Origin of the sequence: Aeromonas sp. 600774, from assembly GCF_049175075.1 — a bacterium.
In the GTDB taxonomy this organism is placed as follows: Bacteria; Pseudomonadota; Gammaproteobacteria; order Enterobacterales; family Aeromonadaceae; genus Aeromonas; species Aeromonas veronii_A.
Genome location: NZ_JAAKUJ010000005.1, coordinates 165,681 through 188,170 on the forward strand (window position 1 = coordinate 165,681; position 22,490 = coordinate 188,170).

General features: G+C 57.2%; 24 protein-coding genes, 4 tRNA genes and 1 riboswitch. Of the genes, 13 read left to right on the top strand and 15 right to left on the bottom strand.

Translation table 11 applies throughout. From position 1 onward, the window contains the following. Nucleotides 1-15: 15 nt before the first annotated feature. The gene (gene infA, locus G5171_RS07505; RefSeq protein ID WP_005300033.1) at nucleotides 16-234 is read left to right on the top strand and encodes a translation initiation factor IF-1; all 219 of its coding nucleotides are present in this window, start codon (nucleotides 16-18) and stop codon (nucleotides 232-234) included. A gap of 68 nt (nucleotides 235-302) precedes the next feature. On the opposite strand, the gene clpA is transcribed toward infA, so the two are convergent. Together clpA and clpS are read right to left on the bottom strand one after the other, a co-directional pair. Continuing rightward, the gene (gene clpA / locus G5171_RS07510; protein ID WP_216978969.1) at nucleotides 303-2,558 is read right to left on the bottom strand and encodes an ATP-dependent Clp protease ATP-binding subunit ClpA; all 2,256 of its coding nucleotides are present in this window, start codon (nucleotides 2,556-2,558) and stop codon (nucleotides 303-305) included. 59 nt (nucleotides 2,559-2,617) lie between these two features. Then, on the bottom strand, nucleotides 2,618-2,935 hold the full coding sequence (clpS, locus tag G5171_RS07515) for an ATP-dependent Clp protease adapter ClpS (RefSeq protein WP_005337111.1): 318 nt from the start codon (nucleotides 2,933-2,935) through the stop codon (nucleotides 2,618-2,620). Nucleotides 2,936-3,164: 229 nt separating this feature from the next. Here clpS and cspD point away from each other — a divergent pair, with 229 nt between their 5' ends. Then, nucleotides 3,165-3,383, top strand: coding sequence for a cold shock-like protein CspD (cspD, locus tag G5171_RS07520; RefSeq protein ID WP_005300025.1), 219 nt, complete (start codon nucleotides 3,165-3,167; stop codon nucleotides 3,381-3,383). Nucleotides 3,384-3,500: 117 nt separating this feature from the next. On the opposite strand, the gene folD is transcribed toward cspD, so the two are convergent. Further along, nucleotides 3,501-4,355, bottom strand: coding sequence for a bifunctional methylenetetrahydrofolate dehydrogenase/methenyltetrahydrofolate cyclohydrolase FolD (gene folD, locus G5171_RS07525; protein ID WP_064338144.1), 855 nt, complete (start codon nucleotides 4,353-4,355; stop codon nucleotides 3,501-3,503). 213 nt (nucleotides 4,356-4,568) lie between these two features. Between folD and G5171_RS07530 the strand changes: the two genes are divergently transcribed. The 8 genes from G5171_RS07530 (at nucleotide 4,569) to G5171_RS07565 (ending at nucleotide 10,932) form a co-directional block, all read left to right on the top strand. Next, a tRNA-Pro gene (locus G5171_RS07530) sits at nucleotides 4,569-4,645 on the top strand. 37 nt (nucleotides 4,646-4,682) lie between these two features. After that, nucleotides 4,683-4,759: transfer RNA gene (locus tag G5171_RS07535), tRNA-Arg, on the top strand. A 53-nt stretch (nucleotides 4,760-4,812) separates the two neighbouring features. Beyond that, a tRNA-His gene (locus G5171_RS07540) sits at nucleotides 4,813-4,888 on the top strand. Nucleotides 4,889-5,200: 312 nt separating this feature from the next. Continuing rightward, the gene (gene rstA, locus G5171_RS07545) at nucleotides 5,201-5,911 is read left to right on the top strand and encodes a two-component system response regulator RstA (protein ID WP_421251418.1); all 711 of its coding nucleotides are present in this window, start codon (nucleotides 5,201-5,203) and stop codon (nucleotides 5,909-5,911) included. Nucleotides 5,912-5,932: 21 nt separating this feature from the next. Next, nucleotides 5,933-7,258 carry a two-component system sensor histidine kinase RstB gene (gene rstB, locus G5171_RS07550; protein ID WP_421251419.1) on the top strand — a complete coding sequence of 442 codons (1,326 nt, stop codon included), beginning with the start codon at nucleotides 5,933-5,935 and terminating at the stop codon, nucleotides 7,256-7,258. 54 nt (nucleotides 7,259-7,312) lie between these two features. Beyond that, entirely contained in the window at nucleotides 7,313-7,495 is a 183-nt protein-coding gene (locus G5171_RS07555; RefSeq protein ID WP_005337116.1) for a hypothetical protein, read from the top strand. Between the two features lie 153 nt (nucleotides 7,496-7,648). Further along, nucleotides 7,649-10,198 (top strand): bifunctional lysylphosphatidylglycerol flippase/synthetase MprF, encoded by a 2,550-nt coding sequence (mprF, locus tag G5171_RS07560; RefSeq protein WP_421251420.1) that lies wholly within the window; start codon nucleotides 7,649-7,651, stop codon nucleotides 10,196-10,198. Nucleotides 10,199-10,209: 11 nt separating this feature from the next. Next, the gene (locus tag G5171_RS07565; protein ID WP_421251421.1) at nucleotides 10,210-10,932 is read left to right on the top strand and encodes an AcvB/VirJ family lysyl-phosphatidylglycerol hydrolase; all 723 of its coding nucleotides are present in this window, start codon (nucleotides 10,210-10,212) and stop codon (nucleotides 10,930-10,932) included. Nucleotides 10,933-11,202: 270 nt separating this feature from the next. Here the strand turns inward: G5171_RS07565 and G5171_RS07570 are convergent. Further along, nucleotides 11,203-11,290: transfer RNA gene (locus G5171_RS07570), tRNA-Ser, on the bottom strand. Nucleotides 11,291-11,424: 134 nt separating this feature from the next. After that, nucleotides 11,425-11,880, bottom strand: coding sequence for a YbjN domain-containing protein (locus tag G5171_RS07575; RefSeq protein ID WP_005337119.1), 456 nt, complete (start codon nucleotides 11,878-11,880; stop codon nucleotides 11,425-11,427). Nucleotides 11,881-12,038: 158 nt separating this feature from the next. Between G5171_RS07575 and G5171_RS07580 the strand changes: the two genes are divergently transcribed. Next, entirely contained in the window at nucleotides 12,039-13,376 is a 1,338-nt protein-coding gene (locus tag G5171_RS07580; RefSeq protein WP_005337120.1) for a flavohemoglobin expression-modulating QEGLA motif protein, read from the top strand. A gap of 80 nt (nucleotides 13,377-13,456) precedes the next feature. Here G5171_RS07580 and G5171_RS07585 read toward each other — a convergent pair whose 3' ends face one another. Further along, entirely contained in the window at nucleotides 13,457-14,038 is a 582-nt protein-coding gene (locus G5171_RS07585) for a thymidine kinase (protein WP_005337121.1), read from the bottom strand. A gap of 91 nt (nucleotides 14,039-14,129) precedes the next feature. Then, nucleotides 14,130-15,710 carry a Na+/H+ antiporter NhaC family protein gene (locus G5171_RS07590; RefSeq protein ID WP_069555733.1) on the bottom strand — a complete coding sequence of 527 codons (1,581 nt, stop codon included), beginning with the start codon at nucleotides 15,708-15,710 and terminating at the stop codon, nucleotides 14,130-14,132. 88 nt (nucleotides 15,711-15,798) lie between these two features. Further along, nucleotides 15,799-15,970, bottom strand: a riboswitch (Lysine riboswitch). 302 nt (nucleotides 15,971-16,272) lie between these two features. On the opposite strand from G5171_RS07590, the gene G5171_RS07595 reads away from it, so the two are divergent. Continuing rightward, nucleotides 16,273-16,677, top strand: a complete 405-nt coding sequence (locus tag G5171_RS07595; protein WP_005346461.1) for an H-NS family nucleoid-associated regulatory protein — start codon at nucleotides 16,273-16,275, stop codon at nucleotides 16,675-16,677. Nucleotides 16,678-16,746: 69 nt separating this feature from the next. On the opposite strand, the gene G5171_RS07600 is transcribed toward G5171_RS07595, so the two are convergent. The 5 genes from G5171_RS07600 to G5171_RS07620 all read right to left on the bottom strand — a co-directional run bounded on the left by G5171_RS07600 (nucleotide 16,747) and on the right by G5171_RS07620 (nucleotide 19,635). After that, a complete protein-coding gene (locus tag G5171_RS07600) occupies nucleotides 16,747-17,322 on the bottom strand; it encodes a cob(I)yrinic acid a,c-diamide adenosyltransferase (protein ID WP_421251422.1) in 576 nt (191 codons plus the stop codon). Further along, nucleotides 17,319-17,549 carry a DUF3820 family protein gene (locus G5171_RS07605; RefSeq protein ID WP_005337126.1) on the bottom strand — a complete coding sequence of 77 codons (231 nt, stop codon included), beginning with the start codon at nucleotides 17,547-17,549 and terminating at the stop codon, nucleotides 17,319-17,321. The genes G5171_RS07600 and G5171_RS07605 overlap by 4 nt, the downstream gene beginning before the upstream one ends. Nucleotide 17,550: 1 nt before the next feature. Next, the gene (gene queE / locus G5171_RS07610) at nucleotides 17,551-18,222 is read right to left on the bottom strand and encodes a 7-carboxy-7-deazaguanine synthase QueE (RefSeq protein ID WP_021231395.1); all 672 of its coding nucleotides are present in this window, start codon (nucleotides 18,220-18,222) and stop codon (nucleotides 17,551-17,553) included. A gap of 61 nt (nucleotides 18,223-18,283) precedes the next feature. Further along, complete coding sequence (queC, locus tag G5171_RS07615) at nucleotides 18,284-18,991, bottom strand: 7-cyano-7-deazaguanine synthase QueC (protein WP_421251423.1); 708 nt, start codon at nucleotides 18,989-18,991, stop codon at nucleotides 18,284-18,286. 20 nt (nucleotides 18,992-19,011) lie between these two features. After that, the gene (locus tag G5171_RS07620; RefSeq protein ID WP_337072935.1) at nucleotides 19,012-19,635 is read right to left on the bottom strand and encodes a tRNA-uridine aminocarboxypropyltransferase; all 624 of its coding nucleotides are present in this window, start codon (nucleotides 19,633-19,635) and stop codon (nucleotides 19,012-19,014) included. Between G5171_RS07620 and rrtA the strand changes: the two genes are divergently transcribed. Next, nucleotides 19,634-20,227 carry a rhombosortase gene (rrtA, locus tag G5171_RS07625; RefSeq protein WP_421251425.1) on the top strand — a complete coding sequence of 198 codons (594 nt, stop codon included), beginning with the start codon at nucleotides 19,634-19,636 and terminating at the stop codon, nucleotides 20,225-20,227. The genes G5171_RS07620 and rrtA overlap by 2 nt on opposite strands. Here the strand turns inward: rrtA and pyrF are convergent. Genes pyrF through G5171_RS07640 form a run of 3 tightly spaced genes read right to left on the bottom strand, consistent with a single transcriptional unit; the run spans nucleotide 20,202 to nucleotide 22,382 of the window. Then, the gene (gene pyrF / locus G5171_RS07630; protein WP_421260019.1) at nucleotides 20,202-20,903 is read right to left on the bottom strand and encodes an orotidine-5'-phosphate decarboxylase; all 702 of its coding nucleotides are present in this window, start codon (nucleotides 20,901-20,903) and stop codon (nucleotides 20,202-20,204) included. The two genes, rrtA and pyrF, sit on opposite strands and share 26 nt — an antisense overlap. Nucleotides 20,904-20,921: 18 nt before the next feature. After that, complete coding sequence (gene lapB / locus G5171_RS07635; protein ID WP_337072938.1) at nucleotides 20,922-22,088, bottom strand: lipopolysaccharide assembly protein LapB; 1,167 nt, start codon at nucleotides 22,086-22,088, stop codon at nucleotides 20,922-20,924. Between the two features lie 9 nt (nucleotides 22,089-22,097). Next, entirely contained in the window at nucleotides 22,098-22,382 is a 285-nt protein-coding gene (locus G5171_RS07640) for a LapA family protein (protein WP_337072939.1), read from the bottom strand. Between the last annotated feature and the right edge of the window lie 108 nt (nucleotides 22,383-22,490).

Sequence of the window (22,490 nt, forward strand, 5' to 3'; positions counted from 1 at the left end):
TATCAAGAGGATTCAATGGCTAAAGAAGACAGTATTGAGATGCAGGGCACTATTCTCGAAACCCTGCCCAATACCATGTTCCGTGTGGAACTGGAGAATGGTCACGTGGTTATCGCTCATATTTCAGGCAAGATGCGCAAAAACTACATTCGTATCCTGACTGGAGACAAAGTAACGGTAGCACTGACTCCCTACGATCTCTCCAAGGGACGTATTGTTTTCCGCTCTCGCTAAGCCAGGAATTCAGCAAAAAACCCCAACCTTTCGGTTGGGGTTTTTTGTCGTTTTCTGATCGCTGACGCTTAGTGGGAAACAGCTTCAACATTGACCTGAAAATCAAAGCTGAGGCTGTCATTTACCAACTCAACCTTCACAATTCCCCCGTCAACCAGTGAACCGAACAGGATCTCGTTGGCCAGGGGTTTCTTGAGGTGCTCCTGGATCACCCGACCCATCGGTCTGGCGCCCATGGCTCTGTCATATCCCTTCTCTGCCAACCAGTGGCGAGCACGCTCGGACACCTCGAGAGAGACCCCTTTAGCATCCAGTTGAACCTGCAACTCGACAATGAACTTGTCGACAACCTGATGAATCACCGTCATATCGAGATGGTTGAACCAGATGGTGTGATCAAGCCTGTTACGAAACTCCGGGCTGAAGGTCTTGTTGATCACCGCCATGGCATCGTGGCTCAAATCCTGTTGCTGGAAGCCAATCGATTTACGCTGGGTCTCCTGCACACCGGCGTTGGTAGTCATCACCAAGATGACGTTACGGAAATCCGCCTTACGCCCGTTGTTATCGGTCAAGGTACCGTTGTCCATCACCTGCAACAGCAGGTTGAACACATCCGGATGTGCCTTCTCAATCTCGTCGAGCAACACCACCGAGTGAGGATGCTTGATCACCGAATCAGTCAGCAAACCGCCCTGTTCAAAGCCAACATAACCGGGAGGTGCCCCGATCAGACGAGAAACGGTGTGGCGCTCCATATACTCGGACATATCAAAGCGCAACACCTCGACTCCCAACGCCTTGCCCAACTGCTGAGTTACCTCTGTTTTACCGACACCGGTGGGACCGGCAAACAGGAAGCAACCAACTGGACGACGCTCATTACCCAAACCTGAGCGTGAGAGGCGAATAGCATCCGTCAGCACCTCAATGGCCTTGTCCTGACCAAAGACCACCATCTTGAGGTTGCGCTCCAGATTCTTAAGCACCTCTTTATCGGAGGAGGAGACCGATTTTTCCGGAATACGGGCAATCTTGGCAACGATGGTTTCTATCTCCTGCACATTGATCACTTTCTTGCGCTTGCTCGCCGGCAACAATCGCTGGCCAGCCCCTGCCTCATCAATCACATCAATCGCCTTATCTGGCAAGTGACGATCGTTGATGTACTTGGCGGATAACTCCACCGCGGCACGGATTGCCTTGACGGTGTAACGTACTCCATGGTGAGCCTCGTAGCGGCTCTTGAGCCCCATCAGGATACGGGTCGTGTCATCGATAGTTGGCTCGACAATATCGATCTTCTGGAAGCGACGGGCTAGTGCACGGTCTTTCTCGAAAATCTGTGCGTACTCCTGATAGGTGGTGGAGCCGACACAGCGGAGCAAACCATTGGAGAGCAGCGGCTTGATCAGGTTGGCCGCATCCAGCTGACCACCGGAAGCAGCACCGGCACCGATGATGGTATGGATCTCGTCGATAAAGAGGATCGCCCCTTCCTGACGCTCAATCTGCTTGAGCAGAACCTTGAGGCGCTTCTCGAAATCACCGCGGTATTTGGTGCCCGCCAGCAGAGAACCCATATCCAGCGAATAGATGGTACTGCCCGCAATCACCTCGGGGACATCACCCTTGACGATGCGATAGGCCAGCCCTTCGGCAATGGCTGTTTTCCCCACGCCCGCTTCACCCACCAGCAACGGGTTGTTCTTGCGACGGCGGCAGAGCACCTGAATGGTACGATTGAGCTCCTGATCACGGCCGATGAGCGGATCGATACGCCCTTCCAGCACCAGCTGGTTCAGGTTGGTGGCAAAGCTCTCAATCTGTGCGGCCGAGACATCATCATCAGACTCGGGATTGTTATTGCTGCCGAGATCCGGCTTGCTGTCCTTGCGCACACCGTGGGAGAGGAAATTGACGACGTCGAGACGGCTGATCTCGGCTTTTTTCAGGAAATAGGCAGCTTGTGACTCCTGCTCACTGAAGATAGCGACCAGCACGTTGGCGCCGCTGACTTCGGTATTGCCGGAGGATTGCACATGGAAGACGGCACGCTGCAACACGCGCTGGAAGCCCAGTGTCGGCTGGGTTTCACGATCTTCATCATCGCGCGGTATGAGCGGAGTAGTTTGGGTGATGAATGCGCGGATCTCCTTGCGCATCTGCTCGACATCGGCACCACAGGAGCTCAGCGCCTCATGGGCTGAACTGTTATCCAGAAGGGCTAACAACAGGTGCTCGACGGTCATGAATTCGTGGCGCTCGTCACGGGCCAGTTTGAAAGCCTCGTTCAGCGTCTTTTCTAGATCTTTATTCAACATAGGCACCTCCCCTAGTACAGCTACAATGTGGTGTCACACTCGCCATCAAGTCATCAGATTCAAGCCTTTTCCATAGTACAGAGCAGTGGATGTTCGTTGTTACGTGCATAGGTGTTGACTTGGACAACCTTGGTTTCGGCGATCTCTGCGGTAAACATGCCGCAGACACCCTTACCACTATAATGCACACTCAGCATGACCTGAGTCGCCTTGTCCAAATCCATACCAAAGAACTTTTGCAGCACCTCCACCACAAACTCCATGGGCGTGTAGTCATCGTTGTTCAACACAACCTTATACATGGGTGGCGGCTGCAGCTTTGTTTTCTCTGCTTCTGCAATCTCTTCATTAGCAAAGAGTTCTTTCTGCTTGCTCATAATCGCGCTTCGGTACCTCTAGATTACTACCGTCTAACACAAGGTTGTCAATAGACTTGTTAACCAGATCACATCAGCTGTTAACAACTTCTTGACTCGCTCAAAAGTTAGACTAGATTGGTTACTTGCTAATCTGTGCCCGTCTGCTATGGGCCCATGTCCCTAGTTATAAAGGGCTGGCGCAGGTTACTCAACGACTTCTGGGTAATCAATAAAAGGATGTAGAAGTATGGCAACCGGCACAGTTAAGTGGTTTAACAACGCAAAAGGATTTGGGTTTATCTGTCCGGAAGGGGGCGGTGAGGATATCTTCGCTCACTACTCCACGATTCAAATGGAGGGCTACAAGACCCTGAAAGCGGGTCAGGCTGTCAATTTTGAACTGCAACAGGGGCCGAAAGGAAATCACGCCTCTGTGATTGTGCCAAACGAAGCACAAAATATGTAAATAACGCCCGTTGGATAAATAAAAAACCGGTTCCTCTCTGAGCAACCGGTTTTTTATTGTCAGATTTCTGGCGAATCCTGCCTCCTCACGGGATCACAGGGTTATCACCAGCCATGATCAGTCGTGATATTCACTACAGGCGATCAGGGTATTTTCCATCAGGCTGGCGACCGTCATCGGGCCCACGCCACCGGGTACCGGGGTAATGAAGGCGGCATGGCTGCGCGCCGTCTCAAACTCTACATCCCCGACCAGCGAGCCATCAGCCAGACGGTTGATGCCCACATCGATCACCAGTGCCCCCGGTTTGATCCACTCCCCAGGAATGAAGTTGGGCTTGCCAACCGCAACAACCAACAGATCGGCACGGCGTACCTGCTCTTCCAGATCCCGCGTAAAACGATGGCAGGTCGTGGTTGTGCAGCCCGCCAGCAACAATTCGAGGGTCATGGGACGCCCCACTATGTTGGACGCTCCCACCACGACAGCATGCAGACCGTGCGTCTTCACGCCGGTGGTCTCGATCAGCGTCATGATCCCTTTCGGAGTGCAGGGGCGCAGCGCCGGAATACGTTGGGCCAGACGGCCGACGTTATACGGGTGGAATCCATCTACATCCTTGTCAGGCTGGATCCGCTCCAACACCTGAGTGGTATCAAAGTGATCCGGCAACGGCAGCTGAACCAGAATGCCATCTACGTGGCTATCCGCATTCAACTGGTCGATCAGCGCCAGCAGCTCTTCCTGACTGGCGGTTGCACTCAGATCATAGGAGCGGGAGAGAAAACCCACCTCCTCGCACGCCCGACGTTTGCTGCCGACATAAACCTGAGAGGCGGGATCCGCCCCCACCAGAATGACTGCCAGCCCTGGAGCCCGTTTCCCTGCCGCCAACCGCTGTTGGACTTGCGCCGCGACCTGGCTGCGAATCGTTTGCGCAACCTGTTTTCCATCTATGATTTTGGCAGACATCGTTCTCCACTCACCATGTGTTCAACTGCCGCGCATTGTCGCATTTTTTTAGCCGGGATGTTAGCGGCAGACGCACGCCATACCTGTAGCGGGCAATAAGTAGGCACTTGAATTTACTGGGGGAAAAAGTCGTTGACGCTGGCCCTTACGCTTGGCTATGATGCCCGCCCGTTGCCCAGTACGACTCATGTCGATATGCTGGTCAGGGATTTTCGGTGATTAGCGCAGCCCGGTAGCGCATCTGGTTTGGGACCAGAGGGTCAAAGGTTCGAATCCTTTATCACCGACCATGTTCATCAACTTGTCGTCAAGACGTGTTGATACAAAGCGCCCTTAGCTCAGTTGGATAGAGCAACGGCCTTCTAAGCCGTGGGTCGCAGGTTCGAATCCTGCAGGGCGCGCCATTGATGCTCTCCTTATTCTTCTGGATTGGCGAGTGTTGATGAAAATTTCAGTGGTGGCTGTAGCTCAGTTGGTAGAGTCCCGGATTGTGATTCCGGTTGTCGTGGGTTCGAGCCCCATCAGCCACCCCATTATTCTGTCGATAATCGCCGCAAGGTGATGTCCATCGACTTGGTGCAGTGACATTCTGGTCTGCTCCGCGAAAAACCGGCCTTGGCCGGTTTTTTGTTTTGCGCTCGGCTGTGCCATGCCTTGTCTACAAGGCCATCCTCCAGACCGATAAACGCGGCTATGCCCATTTGTCACGATTCGCGCCTCCCCATCGATACACACAGCCACACTCCCCCACGCACCAGCCTGCCCGGTTCTTTTTCTGTATTTCCCAAGCGCCATTGATATGCTGATCGCTCTTCCTCTCTCCTGCTTCCCGTTGGAGCTTTTCTATGCAACGCATTCTTTTTGTCGAAGATGATCCCGAGATTGGCCAGCTCATCAGCAGCTGGCTCGGCCGCCACGATATGGACGTGATCCTTGAGCCCAGAGGGGACATGGCGCTGGCCCGGATCGAGGCCGAACAGCCCGATCTGGTGCTGCTCGATATCATGTTGCCGGGGCAAGATGGCATGTCCCTCTGTCGGAATCTTCGGCCACGCTTCGACGGCCCCATCGTAATGCTCACCTCGCTGGATAGCGACATGAACCAGATCCTGAGTCTGGAGCTGGGCGCCAACGACTACATCCTCAAAACGACACCACCGCCGGTGCTGCTGGCCCGACTTCGGGTGCAATTTCGCCAGCACCAGCAAACACCAACCCAACCGGCAGCCACCAGCAGCGTTCCCCAGCAGCTGCAATTTGGTCGGCTGCGGGTGGATGGTCCGGGACGAGATGTGCGGCTCGATGGCGAGAGCATTGCCCTCTCGACCGCCGACTTTGATCTGCTGTGGGAGCTCGCCTGCCACGCGGGCCAAATCTTGAGTCGGGAAGCCCTCTTTCGCAGCTTGCGCGGCCGGGAGTACGACGGTCAAGATCGCAGCATGGATGTGGCCATCTCCCGCCTGCGCCGCAAACTGGGTGATAACCCCGACAACCCGACCCGGATCAAGACGGTGCGCCAGAAAGGCTACCTCTTCGTCCCCCACGCCTGGGAATAACCCTCTTTCGGGAGCACCGCCATGCGCCGTCTCTTTATCCAATTCTATCTGTTGCTGATCGGCTGCTTCACCCTGGCCGTCCTGCTGGTTGGCGTGGTCTATCAGGTGACCGCCGAACGGGCGGGTGATCGCTATCTCGAACGCATGATGCAGGGCTCTCTTGGCCTGTTAACCGGCGAGTTGGCAAGAACCCCGCCAGAGCGCTGGCCCGATCGACTGGCCGAGCAGAGCAGTCAGTTTACCCTCCCCCTCAAGATCGGCGAGCTGGTGCGCCAGCCCTTGGCCAGCGAGGATCAGGCCTTTCTGGCTGCTGGCAACATTGTCATCGTCGAGGAAGATGACACCTTCCTGCAGCGCATCCCCGATACCGACCGGGTGCTGATTGTCGGCCCTGTACCCTACCTCTCCTACCTGCACGAGCTGCACTGGGTCGATGTGGGGCTGCTGCTGGTGATCGGCCTCTCTCTCGGCCTGCCCATCCTTCTGTGGCTGCGTCCCCACTGGCGCGGCTTGCAACAGTTGGAGCAAACCGCACGTCGCGTAGGCGATGGGGATCTCTCCTGCCGAACCAATCTGCCACCGGGCAGCAGTCTGGCCCGGGTGGGACACACCTTCGATCAAATGGCGACCCAATTGCAGGCCATGATTGCCAGCCGCAAGCAACTGACCGATGCCATCGCCCACGAGTTGCGCACCCCGCTGGTCCGGTTGCGCTATCGGCTTGCCATGCTCGATCCTGCCCCGGCCGAGCAGGAGCAGCAGGCGCTGGAGCGAGATCTGGGAGCGCTGGACGCCCTGATCGAAGAGATGCTCACCTACGCCAAGCTGGATAGACCCGAACTGCCGTTGCAGCGCGACGAGCTGGAGCTCAGCAACTGGGCACAAGCGCATCTCGGCGACTGGCAAGCGCTGGCCCCCGAAAAGAAGCTCACCCTCGATCTGCCGCCACGTCACATGCCCTGGTGCGGCGATCAGCGTCTGCTGACGCGCGCGGTGGAGAACCTCATCGGCAATGCCCTGCGCTACGCCGAGAGCGAGGTTACCCTCTCCATCTCGCGGCTGCAGGAGAACTATCTGCTGGAGGTGAGCGACGATGGACCGGGGATCAATCCGGCGCTGGCGCCCCAGATCTTCGAACCATTCGTGCGCCTTGATCAGAGCCGGGATCGTCGCACCGGCGGCACCGGGTTGGGACTGGCAATCGTGCGCAGCATTGCCCGTCATCACGGGGGGGATGTGGCGTTGCTGGCCAGTGACCACGGCGCCCGCTTCTGCCTCACCCTGCCTGTACATTTGGATACAAACCGTCACCAAGTGCTCACTGAAGGGTCGCCGCAACCGTCATAGGATGACTGTCATGGAGAACGCTCCATAACATCAAACCGAATAAGGAAATTGAACATGAAAAAGATCATTCCTCTGACCCTGGCAGCCGTTTTCGCCCTCACTTCCGGTTTCACCATGGCGGCCACCCCGACCAAGACAGCCACACCGCAGGCGACCCAGACCAAGGTGGTGAAAAAACACCATAAAGCCACCCACGCCAAGACCCCTGCCGTCAAAGTCGCGCCGAAAACCAAGTGATCCAGCTGGTCACTTGATAGCACCAAGGGAGGCTGACGCCTCCCTTTCCATCTCTTCCCGAAATTTTCCTGACGAGCGCCTCCCTCGTCCAAACCGGATCCACGACCCGGCTCCCCCTTTGCGGGAAACGGTCAATGACCACAGGAACATGGCATGTGGCGTCATCTGCTTAAATGGCTAGGCCCCTTGTGCAGCTTGCTGCTGCTCGGCACCGCACTGACCGTGCTGTATCACCTGACTCAGGCATGGCACTGGCACGATATTCGTGCGGCCATCTGGTCCCAACCCCTACAGAGACTGGCAGGCGCCCTGTTGCTGACCCTGCTCAGTTATGGTTGCCTCTGCAGCTATGACATGCTGGCGCTCCATGCGCTGGGCAAGCGCCTTCCCTGGCAACAGGTCAGCATCACCTCCTTTATCGCCTACACCTTCTCCAACACCCTGGGATTTGCCCTGCTGACCGGCACCTCGGTACGCTATCGCCTCTACTCCGCACTGGGGCTCACCACCGGAGAAGTGGCCCGCGTGGTGCTGTTCTGCTCCATCACCTTTTTCCTCGGCCTGCTGGCGTGGGGAGGTGGCGCCCTACTGACCTGCGATGTATCACAGTTGCTGCCTGACTGGCCGCAATGGGCAGATACTCTGCTCAGGCTGGCGGGCGTCATGGCTCTGCTGTTAGTGGCCTGCTACCTCTGCTGGCCCGCCCCACGTCTCTCCTGGCGCGAACACAGCCTGATCCTGCCCGGCGTCAAGGTTCGTCTGTTGCAGCTGTTGGTCGCGCTGGCTGACTGGATGGCCGCCGCCGCCGTACTGTTCGTGCTGTTACCCGCAGATAGCGTCCCCTACCCTGTGCTGCTCAGTGCCTTCGTGCTGGCAAGCTTCCTCGGGGTACTGGCCCACGTGCCGGGTGGGATCGGCGTGTTCGAAGCGAGCATGAGCCTGCTGCTGGCTCACTACCTGCCAGCCGACAAGCTGCTCGCCTCGCTGCTGCTCTACCGCTGCATCTATTATCTGCTTCCCTTTCTCTGTGCCCTGCTGCTCTTTGCGAGTCAGGAGATGCTGCAACAAAAAGCGCGCTGGCAGCGGCTACAGGGGCTGATGAGCGCAGTACGCGAATTTCTGCCCGCCCTTATCAGCATGGGAACCTTCGCCGCCGGTAGCCTGCTGCTCTGCTCGGGGATGATCCCGACCATGCGCAGCCACATTGAAGTCTGGCTGCAGGTGTTGCCGCTCCATCTGCTGGAGCTCTCCCACGTGCTCGGCAGCGTGAGCGGTATCCTCCTGATCCTGCTGGCTCGCAGCCTCTATCGCCGTCACGACGCCGCGTTTCGCACCACCCAGCTGCTGCTGGCTCTGGGTATCGCCTTCTCCCTGCTCAAGGGTGGAGACTGGGAGTCAGCCCTGCTGCTCGGCAGCTTACTGCTCATCATGACCCCCTGCCGCGCCCTCTTCTATCGCAAGGGGTCGCTGCTCTATCCCCAGTACACCCCGAGCTGGCTCATTTCGGTCGGCGCCGTGCTGCTGGGGGCGCTGTGGCTGCTGCTCTTCTCCTATCGTCAGGTGGAGTATGACCACGCCCTCTGGTTCCACTTCTCGCCCCACGGTGGGGCGGCCCGCGGCCTGCGCGCCATGGGGAGCGTGGTGGCCGTGCTGGCCGTTGCCGGGGTTGCCCAGCTGCTTGCGCCGCTGCGCATGGTCGGCGAAAAGCCGGACAAGGAGACGCTGGCGCGCGCTCACGAGCTGGTGGTGCGCGAAGGGGGGATCCACGGCTATCTGGCCCAGTTGCAGGACAAGTCCCTGCTGTTCCACCCCGCCGGTGACGCCTTCCTGATGTATGGCATCGAGGGCAACAGCTGGATTGTGATGGGGGATCCGGTCGGTCGCCCCGAGCAGATCGAAGAGCTGCTCTGGCAATTTCGCGAGCGATGCGATGAACACGACGCCAATCCGGTCTTTTATCAGGTCTCGGCCCGCTATCTGCCGCTCTATCTGGAGCTGGGGCTGATCCCCTTCAAGCTTGGTGAAGAGGCGATGGTCGATCTGGCTACCTTCGATCTGGCGGGCAGCCGCCTGCGCGGCCTGCGCCAGAGCCACGCCAAGGGCAAGCGGGAAGGGTTGACCTTCGAGGTAGTCGAGGCAGGTGCCGTGGCCCCCCTGCTGCCCAGATTGCAGACCGTCTCAGATACCTGGCTGCAGAGCAAGATGGGCAAGGAGAAGGGCTTCTCGGTCGGCCGCTTCGAGCCTGACTACCTGACCTTGAGCCCGGCTGCGCTGGTATGGCACGAGGGGCAGATTGTCGGCTTTGCCAACCTCTGGGTGAGCGATAACAAGGAGATGCTCTCCATCGATCTGATGCGCTACAGCCTGGATACCGGCACCGCCCCCATCATGGATTTTCTCTTTGTCGAGCTGCTGCTGTGGGGTAAGGCGCAAGGGTACGCCAGCTTCAATCTGGGGATGGCCCCCATGTCCGGCTTCAACGATCACCCGCTCAACAGCTACTGGGCCCGCCTTGGCAATACCCTGTTTGTGCGTGGCAGCCGTTTTTACAACTTTCAGGGGCTCAGACGCTACAAGGAGAAATTTTCGCCCCGCTGGGAACCCCGCTACCTGCTCTGCAGCAGCAAGCTGGTACTGCCCAGAACCCTGACTCACCTGATCACCCTGATTAGCCGCGGCCCGCTAGGGCTGATCAAGAAATAGGAGGATGGCCAATGAGATCCCTGATATTGCTGTTACTCAGTCTCGTACTGCCCGTTTCATCTTTTGCGGCGCACGCCGCCCCGGTCAAGGATGACCTGAGCCTGATTGAGCTGCCGGTCAAGCAGCCATCCGACGCCCCCATGGTGATCTTTCTCAGCGGCGATGGTGGCTGGGCAGCCCTCGACAAGGGGTTGAGCGCCCAGTTTCAGCTGCACGGCATGCCGGTCGTGGGCTGGAGCTCCCTCACCTACTACTGGAAGAAGAAAACCCCGGAGCAGGTGACCGCCGATCTGGAGCGGATCCTCAATGATTACCAGACTCGCTGGCAGCGCCCTCACTGGCTGCTGGTAGGCTTCTCGTTTGGTGCCGAAATTGTCCCCTTCGTCATCAACCGGTTGCCGGAGCACTATCGTCAGGGGCTGGTCGGGGCCGTGATGCTCTCCCCCTCCACCAGCTCGGACTTCGAGATCCACGTCAGCGATATGCTGACCCACAAGGTGCGCAGCTACCCGACCGAACCGCAGGTGAAAACCATCCGCGACCTGCCGATGCTCTGCCTGCAAGGAGCCGATGACGATAACGGCGACCGCCTCTGCCCCCGTCTCAACCAACCCAACGTCACCACCGTCACCCTGCCGGGAGGACACCATTTTGACGATAACTACCCCCAGCTCTATCAGGCCATCACCAAGCATCTGAACCTGCCCCCGGATCCGCTGACTGTGGAGCATTAACCCGTATCACCACGGAATGCCTTTCAAGTACCGAGCAGGGCCTCTCTTGCGAGAGGCCCTTTTACTGAATTGGGCGGAAACTTTAAAAGGATCGACCAATGGGTTGGCCGTGGCGTCAAAGTCACCGAGGCTTTTCACTACGATTGCCCAAGAGGTTCAGCCAGATGCTGGGCTATCAACAATGAGGATTTGCATTCCTATGCCAGCAACCACGCGGGGATTGCGCCAGAAAGCAAAAAGCCCTGATGTTTCCATCAGGGCTTTGCAATGTGGCGGTGAGGGAGGGATTCGAACCCTCGATACGTTGCCGTATACACACTTTCCAGGCGTGCTCCTTCAGCCACTCGGACACCTCACCAAATTTTGGTCTGTGGTTTAACGTGTTCAGCCAACACGGTGTTCGCTACGCTGTTGCGCTGGAACGGGGCGTAATTTAGGGGAAAGCCCCGCCCGCGTCAACGGCTTTTTTCACCTGGCGAACCGTTCGAACACTTAATGCACAGATTCCGGTGCAACCTGAATTTCCGGCAGGTTGAGGAAGCCGGAACGTTCGCATTCGGCAACCAATTCGTGGGTGGCGGCGATGGTGCTTTGCACGAACAGCAGGAACTGCTCGACGCTGAGTCCGGCCTTGGTAAAGACGGTGTGGCCGACCACCAGCCGCGGCAGGTTGTCATCGATGATATCGAGGAACACCTTGAGGGAGGGGTACTGCATATTGAGTCGGCCCAGTTCGGCAACCAGCGGCAGCATTGCGGAGGGGCGCACTTCCAGCTCGGAGGAGAACAGCAGGCCTTCCTCTTCCACGAAGATCCGGCTCTCCTGAATACCATCGACCGACTGCAAAGAGACAATGTGGATACCGTGACACTGGTCGCAGACATAGTGCTCGATACGAGCCTGTTGCAACCAACGCATTATCATTTCGGAGCTGGGGATATTCATCATTTCCACGACAAGATTGGGATCAAGGGGCGCAGTCTAAACCAATTTGCTATCAACAAAAAGCACGCCAACCCGATAACCCTGCGGCTCGCTTCTTTTTGGCAAGCGCTATGCATATACTCAGCCAAATCCACGACGACGCTTGCCCCACAGGGGGCCCCATGACTATCCAAGAAAAGTATCGCCTTCATCTGAAATCACTCTCGGATGAGCTGCTCACCCTGCAAAAACCCATCCGCATTCTGGATGCCATCAAATGGCCACGCCATCTGCAGGATCGCTTTCTGGCAAGCGGTGGCAGGGAGCTGCCCGCTATCGACAGGCACTTCTATGATGCCCTCCCCCTCGGCTTCGATCCGCGCAACAAGTATCTGGAGCTCAAGGAGCTGCGGGACCGGATCCGCAGAAAGCTGGGGCCACAGGACGATCTTGGCCGGATCCTGCAAGAGACGGTCGATCAGTACATGGTGGTGATCGAGATGCTGCGCCAGCGCGGCCAACCCGATTTTCAGCGTTACAGCCAGCTGCTTTATGGCTCTGCCAGCGATCACCTGCGTGGGGATCGCAAGACCCTCAAGGAGCTGGGCGCCCGCCTGTGCGATATCTTCTCCCTGCCCGGCGCGCGCCATCTGGTGCGCCCCTACCCCAAGGAGTTCGAAGGAGAAGCCGCGGTCGCCAAACTGCAGGGCAAGCTGTCGAGCTACTTCAGTGACGGCACTGTGCAGGTGAAGCTGAGCGATGGCATCGTCTCCGATGCCGCTGCCGGTGGCGACTACATCAAGCTCAACTCCCACGCCCGTTTCTCCGAGCTGGACTTGCAGGTGCTGGAGGTACACGAGGGCTGGGTCCATGTCGGCACCACCCTCAACGGTCGCCAGCAGCCCTATGCCACCTGGCTGAGCGCAGGTTCACCGCGGATCACCGCCTGTCAGGAGGGGCTGGCTGTCCTGATAGAGACCCTCACCTTCAGCTCCTTTCCGGATCGGGCCAAGCGCATCTCCGATCGGGTGATGGCCATCGACATGGCCGAGCGCGGCGCCGATTTTATCGAGGTGTTTCAGCATTTCGTGCAGCAGGGCACCAGCGAGCACGACGCCTACAAGATCACCCAGCGGGTCTTTCGTGGCGGCATGGTGGGCGGCGGTGCCTGCTTTACTAAGGATCTCTCCTACGTGCGTGGCTATGTGGAGACGGTCAACTTCATCCGCAGCGCCGTGCTGGAAGGGGTGCCCGAGATCCTGCCGATGCTGTTTGTCGGCAAGGTGACACTGGATGACATTCCGGTGCTCTATCAGCACTATCTGGAGGGGCTGATCGCCGCTCCCCGCTATTTGCCGCCGATGTTTCGCGATCTCACCGGCCTCTATGTCTGGTTCGGCTTTGCCTCCGGCATGTCACTGGTCGATATAGGCCGGGTACAGCACCATTTTCGCCAGCTGTTTCAACGCCTGCCGGTGGCCGACCCCATCATTGCGCCGGTGGATATCGAGATCGACTGAACCACAGCGATAGAAGTTGGGGAATATAAAAAGGGCGCCAGATTGGCGCCCTTCTCGACGATTCAAATATCGCAGCCGAATTACTTGTAGGCCCGACCTTCGAGATAGTGTTTGCGACAGAGCGACACATAGCGATCGTTGCCGCCGATCTCCACCTGTTCGCCATCACGCATCACCTGCCCCGCTTCATTGACCCGGGAGTTCATGTGAGCCTTGTTGCCACACCAGCAGATGCTCTTCAGCTCTTCAAACTTGTCGGCAAGACAGAGCAGATGGTAGGAACCGGGGAACAGCTCGCCGCGAAAATCGGTCTTGAGGCCATAGGCCATCACCGGAATATCCTGCTCATCGACGATGCGGGCCAGCTGGTAGACCTGCTCACGGGTCAGGAACTGGGCCTCGTCCACGATGAAAACATCGATATGTTTCTTCGCATGGCGCTCTTTCACCATTTCAAACAGATCGCAGCTGTCGCTGAACACGTCAACCTTCAGTTCAAGGCCAACCCGGGCACTGATCACCCCGACCCCGAAACGGTCATCGATGGCTGGCGTCATCGCCAGAGGATGCATGCCCCGCTCCAGATAGTTGAAGTGCGCCTGAATGAGCTGGGTGGATTTGCCTGAATTCATGGTGGCAAATTTGTAGTGCAGTGAAGCCATGATACTGTTCCGAAACTGAATTTATGGGGCGCATGCTAACCAAAGCCCCTGACAAAACCAAGGGGCCCGCGGGCCCCTTGCTCTATAAATGTTACGCGGTGGCCAGCTCTGGCCGCGCTTTGGCCTTTTTCAGGTGATAGCTGGTAAAGAGCACGAACCAGAGGGCGCTGACGCTGAAACCGGCCAGGCTGGAGTGCATCAAGCCCATTGCCAGGTAACCGATGGCCGCACCGAAGGCGATGGCCAGTGCATAGGGCAGCTGGGTCATCACGTGATCGATGTGATGGCAACCGGCACCGGTGGCAGAGAGGATGCTGGTGCTGGAGATGGGTGAGCTGTGATCCCCGAACACCGAGCCAGCCAGTACCGCCGCCAGCATCGGCAGCATCAGGCTGATGTCGCTGGCGGCAGCCATGTCGCCGGCCAGCGGCAGCATGATGCCGAAGGTACCCCAGCTGGTACCGGTAGCAAACGCCATGGCACAGGAGAGGATAAAGACCACGGCAGGTAGCACTTCGATCGGCAGGTTACCGTTAGCCAGCGAAGCCAGGTACTTGCCGGTCTCAACGTCGCGCACCACGGCACCGATAGTCCAGGCAAACAGCAGGATGTTGATGGCTGGCAGCATGGCCATGACGCCTTGCGGAGCGGCCTTGATCCAGTTCTTGGCACCCAGCTTCAGGCGCATCGCCAGACCGATGGAGACCACCAGACTGCACAGGGCACCGTAGACCAGCGAAGAGCCGACGTTGGTATTTTCGAACGAACCGAGCACGCTGAACGGCAGCCCTTTCTCGCTCAGCACCGCAGCACCGGAATCGATCATGAAATAGATGGTGGCGGCGGTCAGGGTCAGGATCGGCAGTACCATGTCGATCATGCCGCCGTTGCTCTCCTCCGGGCTCTCCATATCCAGACCGATGGGGCGGCCCTTGGACTCATCCCACAGCTTGCCTTCCAGCGCCCACGCTTCGTGTTGACGCATCGGGCCGATATCGAGTTGGAATGCAATCACCACCAGCACCATGATCAGGGTGAAGACGGCGTAGAGGTTCATCGGGATCATCTCGACAAATGCCGCGATGGGGCTCTGTTCGGTCAGACCGTGGGCCGCCATGATGCCGCCCACCAGGGCGATGATATAGGCGCCCCAAGAGGAGATGGGCATCAGCACGCAGACCGGCGCCGCGGTGGAGTCCAGCAGATAGGCCAGTTTGGCACGGGAGATCTGGAAGCGGTCGGTGACCGGACGGCAGATTGCCCCCACCGACAGGCTGTGGAAGAAGTCATCGATAAAGAAGGCAAACACCATCATGCCAGTCAGGGCTTTGGCGCCCTTGCGGGTCTTGGCACGACGCTCGGCCCACTCGGCAAAGGCACGGGTCGCCCCGGAGACGCTCATCAGACTGATGAGGCCGCCCAGCAGCAGCATAAACAGGATCATGTTGACGTTGTCACGATTGAGCGCACCATCGACCCAGAAGATCTTGAGCACGGTATTCAACATGTAATGCAGGGATTCGAGGGGCGAAAACTGATTGAGCAGCAAACTGCCGGTGACGATGCCCACACCAAGGGACAACAGTACGCGGCGGGTCAGGATCGCCAGCGCGACAGCCAACAGGGGGGGAAGAACGGACCAACCGGAGTCGGCGAAATGACTAATGTCCATGATCTCTTTGCACCTAAAGATTACAGGTGGAGATCTACCGAGAGGATCTAAAGAAACAAAACCTATGGGGAGGTTATACTCCTCAGCCCCTTCAGGTAGCGCTCCATAGTGGATGACTATGGCAGTCCTGCACCTATTAGATGCAGAACCAGCAGCCCGGTATGATGGCCTGGCCACTTCGGCGCTGACTCCTTTCCTTGTGCATCACAGGCATCACCCTCCGCACAAATACTCATAGGCAGCGCGCCTCTACTTAAAGGTATTCGATGCACATTTTATCGAGATGGTAGCTTATAGCAAGTTTTTTGATTAAATAGTCATGATAAACAGACCAAGGTCGTAAAATGGTAGTCAAATGATGCAACAACGCCAGCTTTGACGCTATTTTCACCTACTGCGGCTTCATTGGCATCCAATCACCAAGCCTATTGCTGGCCATATTAAATCTCTGTATTGATGTTCCCCACGGATATTATATTTAACCCGGCTTGACTTATTTAAATCACCAAGCAAGAATCAGCTGGAACATAATATTTTTCTCTGACTCGACGTGGTAACTCCTATGAATGAATTTTTAAAGGTACTGCTTAATATCCGCAGTCTGCGTGCTACCTGCCGCGAACTTTCTCTGGAACAACTGGAAGAGGCGCTGGATAAATTCTCCACTATCGTAGCCGAGCGCCAGCAAGACGAAGCTGCCGCCCGTCAAGCTCGCGAAGAACATCAGCGAAAAATCAACGAATATAGCGAAATGCTGAAAGCTGCCGGCATAGACCCAGCCGAGCTGGTCAATGCCGTTGCAACAACATCTGGCAAGACCGAAAAAACAAAGCGAGCACCACGGCCAGCCAAATACCGCTATCAGGATAATGGCGTAGAGAAAACCTGGACGGGCCAAGGCCGTATGCCTTCGGCTATTGCCAGCGCAGTGGCAGCAGGCAAATCACTGGAAGACTTTGCTATCTGATCTCAATCTCGTTGCTAATAAAAAACCTCGCCAAGGCGAGGTTTTTTATTAGCGCTTAAATGTGAAATGTCAGATAGCCGATTGCGGTCGATCTGCAGCCTTGACCCACAGCACTTCACGCCCCCCTGCCATGCAGATGAGATAGCGGGCAACGGTAAAGAACCAGTCACTCATCCGGTTCAGATAGGGCAGGACCTCGGGATTGACACGCTCTTCCCGGCTCAATGTCAGCAGCAAGCGCTCGCAATGACGCACCAGAGTACGCACCACATGCGCTTGCGCCGCGGCACGGGAACCACCCGGCAATATAAATTGGCGCAGCGGTGGCAATGACTCGCTATAACGATCTATCTGCTGTTCAAGGCGAGTGGTCCAGGCGGCATTAACTTGCCAAATTGCTTCATTCTGGGCATCGCTGGAGAATGCCAACTCCCCCCCCAGATCAAACAACTCTTGTTGCAACAGCTGTAAATCAGCCAATAAGCCGACCTCTTGCGACGGGATGTCACAAATTAGCAAGCCAATATGGGAGTTGAGCTCATCGATATAACCGTAGGTCTCGACCCGCAAATGATCCTTGGGCAATGGGATACCATCGGCCAGCCGGGTCATGCCTTTGTCGCCCTGCCTCGTATATATTCTCATACCGACATCCTGTTAATAATGGGAATAATCATGGACTCGAGCCCATTGAGTTTGATTTCGTAAGCCAGCGCCAGTGTCTGGCCCAATTTGCCCGCCGGAAAACCGCTGCGCGCCATCCACACCAGATAGGGCTCGGGAATATCTATGATACGCCGCCCCTGATATTTACCGTAAGGCATCTTGTTGGTCAGGGTCAGCAGTACCTGTTCGTCGGATAGCCAATCCATATTAATCGATATCCAGATATTTATGAGTCTGGATTGAGAGTCGCCAGTTACGCGCGATACAGGTATCCATCGCCAATTGAGTGGCCCGTGGTTTCTGGCTGATCGGCTGCAAGGCAATGACCACGTCCGGGCGCAGAGTTGCGGTCGCGAGCAGCGCATCCAGCTCTTCAATATGGTGCTCGGTCGCCACCGGATGCTTGATCTCGTTGGCCCGCTCCAACGCAGAAACCAGTACAGGCAGCCCTCCTTTCATGCCGATTTTGGGGGAGACGGTCACCCAAGTCTGCTCATGGGTCTTGATCTCGCTGGTGCCACTGGTTTCAATCTGCACCTGATAACCCGCCGCCAGCAGGGCTGACGAGAGTTCGTACAGATCGTAGAGGCAGGGCTCGCCACCGGTGATCACCACATGGCGAGCCTGATAACCCAGATCGGCAAAGCTCTTGATAATCTGCGCGGTGCTGAGTTGGCTCCAGCAATCGGATTCGTTGGAACGATCAAGTACCGCCTCCTTACCCACTTCACGAGCCGGATCAACAACCCAGGTATGACGGGTATCGCACCAGGGGCAGCCCACCGGGCAACCCTGCAGGCGAACAAAGATGGCGGGCAGGCCGGTAAAGATGCCCTCCCCCTGGATGGTCTGGAAAATCTCGTTGATTGGGTAGTGCATCTCGATCACGGCTTGTTGCAAAAGTCGCGGATTATACCCCAAGCCACGGCAAGACGCAGGCTCACTCTGCGCTTTTCTCGCCCAGCCCGGTTTTCTCAAACAGTCTGGCCATGATGCCCGCCTTGTCGGCCAGATAGTTGTTCAGGCCGCGACTGCGCAGTTCACACGCAGGACACGTGCCGCAACCGTCACCGGCAATGCCGTTGTAGCAGGTCAGAGTCTGCTGGCGTACCGTGTCGAGGTGACCATAGTGATCCGCCAGCGCCCAGGTTTCAGCCTTGTCGAGCCACATCAAGGGAGTTTCAAAACGGATGCCGCGATCCAGCCCGAGCGACACCGCCTGATTGAGGGCCTTGACGAACTCGTCACGGCAATCGGGATAGCCGGAGAAATCGGTCTCGCAGACACCGGTGATCACCGCTTTGGCACCCACCTGATAGGCATAGATGGAGGCAAGCGTCAGGAACAGGATATTGCGGCCCGGCACGAAGGTGTTGGGCAGCCCGTTATCCTGCAGCGCGCAGCTGACAGGAATGTCGTCACGGGTCAGGGCAGAGACCGCCAGCTCATTGAGCAGCGTTACATCCATCACCTTGTGGGCGGCAATCCCCAGTGCACTGCCCAGACGACGCGCGATGTCGATCTCTTCCCGATGGCGCTGGCCATAGTCGAAGGTGATGGCGTGCACTTCATCATACCGGGCTAATGCCTGCACCAGACAAGTAGTGCTGTCCTGACCGCCGCTGAAAACCACGACTGCTTTTTTCATCTTGATAACTCCTTGAATTGTCACGCGCGGCGGCCTTCGGCAAAGTCCTGCCACTGGGTATTCAACCGATTGAACAGGGTCAGCAAGGGCGCATAGCGCTCCAGCCTCCCCTCCCATCGGGACAAAAGGTGATAGCCCGCCTCTATGGTAGAGAGGGCATCGGGAAAGGGTTTCTTGCGAATGGCATATTGACCGGCAATGGCACCAATGCCGATGCGGGGCAAGCGGGCCAGTGTCGGGTTGCTCTGCAACATGCGATAGGCTTTACGCCAGGTGCCGTCAAGCAAGATAAAGGCGATGGACGTTTTGCCAGAGGGTTCACTCTCCAGCTGTTGGCGAAGATCGGTCAGCGAAATGGCATCCTCATCCGGCCAGAGTAGATAGCAGCGACGGGAAGGATCTGCAAGCAACCCATCAAGCCACTCATCGCGGGAAAAGTCCTCACCCACATGGATCTCGCACTGTTGCAAAGAGGCTGCCAGCAGCGCCGCAGTCCCCTTGGGATGTGCCACCTCGTTGGGGTGCTGCAAGATATAGAGGGGCGTGTGATTGTCAACCGGCACAATATAATCGCACAGGCAGGCTTTGAGGGCTCGGGTGCAACGTGTACAGTATCGACTGTTCTTGTCGTTGGACTGTTTCATGTTGTCAGACAAATCTGGATTTCTCTGGGTTATCACGCTCTCTCTCACCAGCTTGCTACTCTTCTTTACCGTACCCAATCTTCAGCTCTCCTTCGATCGGCCCTTGATCGCCGGGGGCGAAGGGTGGCGGATCATAACAGGCAATCTGGCTCATACCAATCTGTGGCACCTGCTGCTCAATCTGGGGGGCCTCGCCATCCTCTATAGCCTGTTTCGCGACTATCTGGGTGGGGCTCGCCTGCCGCTGCTGATGTTGCTGCTCTGGCTGGCAGTGGGCTTGGGGATCTGGTGGTGGTGCCCGCAGACCCAGTGGTACATGGGACTATCCGGCTCGCTGCATGGTCTGTTTGTCTGGGGGGCAATGCAGGATATCCGCCACGGACGCCGCACGTCGGGCTGGCTACTGTTGGCAGGGATGGGGCTCAAGCTGGCGATGGACTTCTACAACGCAGGAGAGAGCCCGATATCCACCCTGATCAATGCCAGGGTACACATCGGCTCTCATCTTATCGGGGCCGGTGCAGGCCTGTTGCTCGGCCTGCACCGTGTATCACTGAGTGAGCCTGTTACGCACCAACCAGCTCGGCATTGATGCTGGCCAGCATGGCGGCCGGATCGGCAGCCTGCGTAATGGGGCGACCGATAACCAGATAATCGGCTCCCGCCTCGACCGCCGCTTTGGGTGTCATCACCCGGCGCTGATCCCCCACCGCTGAACCGGTCGGGCGAATACCCGGGGTCACCAGTTTGAAATCGGCGCCCAGCAAGGCTTTCAGCTCATGGGCCTCGTTGGCAGAGCAGACCACCCCATCCAGACCGGATGTTTTGGTCAGGGTGGCCAGCCGGATCACCTGCTCGGCTGGGCTCACATCCAGACCAAGGGGGATCATGTCGGACTGTTCCATGCTGGTCAGCACGGTCACACCGATAAGCAGGGGCGCTTTGTCACCATAAGGCAGTAACGCCTCTTTGGCGGCACGCATCATCCGCTCACCACCACTGGCATGCACGTTGACCATCCAGACACCGAGCTCGGCACTGGCTGCCACGGCTTTGGCAACGGTATTGGGAATATCGTGAAACTTCAGATCCAGAAAGACATCGAATCCCTTGGCCACCAGCTGGCGTACATACTGCGGGCCAAACAGGGTAAACATCTCCTTGCCTACCTTGAGACGGCACAGTGCCGGAGAGATACGTTCAACGAACGCTAAGGCATCTGCCTCGTGCTGATAATCCAGCGCTACCAGTACTTTGGGATCTTGCATCTCACATCCTATTGCTTGTTATTCACCGTCCAGACCACGGATCGGCTTGATGGAACCCCACTGGCGACAAGACGGGCACTGCCAGAACAGCGAGTGAGTGGCAAAGCCGCACTGCCGACACTTGTGGGTTGACTTGATTTTGATCTGCTCGCCGACCAGCTGTTGCAGCAGCTCGAGGCTCTCCTTGGCGGGTCCCTCTTCCGCACTGGCCAGCTGAAAACCCACCAGCTGGTAAAAACCTTTCATTGACGGATGACGACGCAGCTGACGCAGCACCAGCGAACGGGCCTGGCTCAGGCCATCACGCTCTTCAACCAGCTTGGCAAGGGCCAATGTCACGCTGACGCCGGCATGATCCTCCACTGCCTTTTCAAGCAGCGGGATCAAGGCGGGCGTGCGACCCAACTGCTGATAGCACTCGAGCAATTTGGGCATTGCCTCGGAGGCAAAGTCGATATCCTGCTCGAACACCCGCAGTAACTCCTTGCTGGCCTGCTCATACAGCCCCTCAGCCATGGCGAGCTCAGCGAGGCGCAAACTGGCCCGGGCACACGCCGGATTGATACTGAGCGCCCGTTTGAGCTTGGCCAGCCCCTCCCCTTTCTTGTCCTCGCGCAACGCGATCTCGGCTTGTTCGCAATAGAAATGGGAAATGGGATCGGCCAGCTTCTTGCCTTGGAATTTTTGCAGACGAACCGCCACATCAATGGCCTTGTCCCAATCCCGCAGCTGCTGATGAATAATCAGTAGCTGGGCCAACGCCGTCTCTTCAAAATCGCTGTCATCACACAGCTCGTTCCAGAGCGCTTCTGCCCGATCGAGCAAACCCGCAGCCAGAAAATCGCGCGCAAGCTCCTGCAAGGCAAGCTGACGCTGCTCCCGGGTCAGTTGGCGGGTCACCAGATTCTGGTGGATCTTGATAGCACGATCGACCTCACCCCGCTGGCGAAACAGGTTGCCGAGAGAGAGGTGGGTTTCGATGGTTTCACTGTCCACCTCGAGCAGTTGGATAAAAAGATCCACCGCCTTGTCGGATTCATCGGACAACAAATAGTTGAGGCCCGCCACATACTGGCGGGAAAACTGGTTGCTCTGTTTCTGGGTGTCCTGGCGAACACTCCTGCGCCCCATGTACCAGCCATAACCAGCGGCGATGGGTAACAGCAGGAAAAGCAGTTCAAGCATTGAGGAACATTATTCCTTACCCGAAGACCGGACCAGCTCCAACTCGCGGGATTGACGACGCATGGTGCGGTTGAGGGTGCGATTTTGCATTTTCAGGCGCAGGAACAGCAGGCCGAATACCAACCAGCCCAATAAAAAACCGCCAGCGAAGAAGAAACCCAACAACATAGCAAGTGAGAACTCACCTTGAGCGATCAGGTAATTGAACTGAACCAGCTGGCCATTTTGCGAGCCGAGCGCCAAGGTCAGAACAAACATCAGCACCAGCGGAATGAGGGCCAAAATACGCTTCATAAGAGCTCCCTGTCAGTATCTAATGAGAGGCTGATTATCCTTAAAATCGCAGGCAGACTCTAGAGTGAATGGGAAAAGAGTTTAAGAAACAAGACGATTGGCACAGGA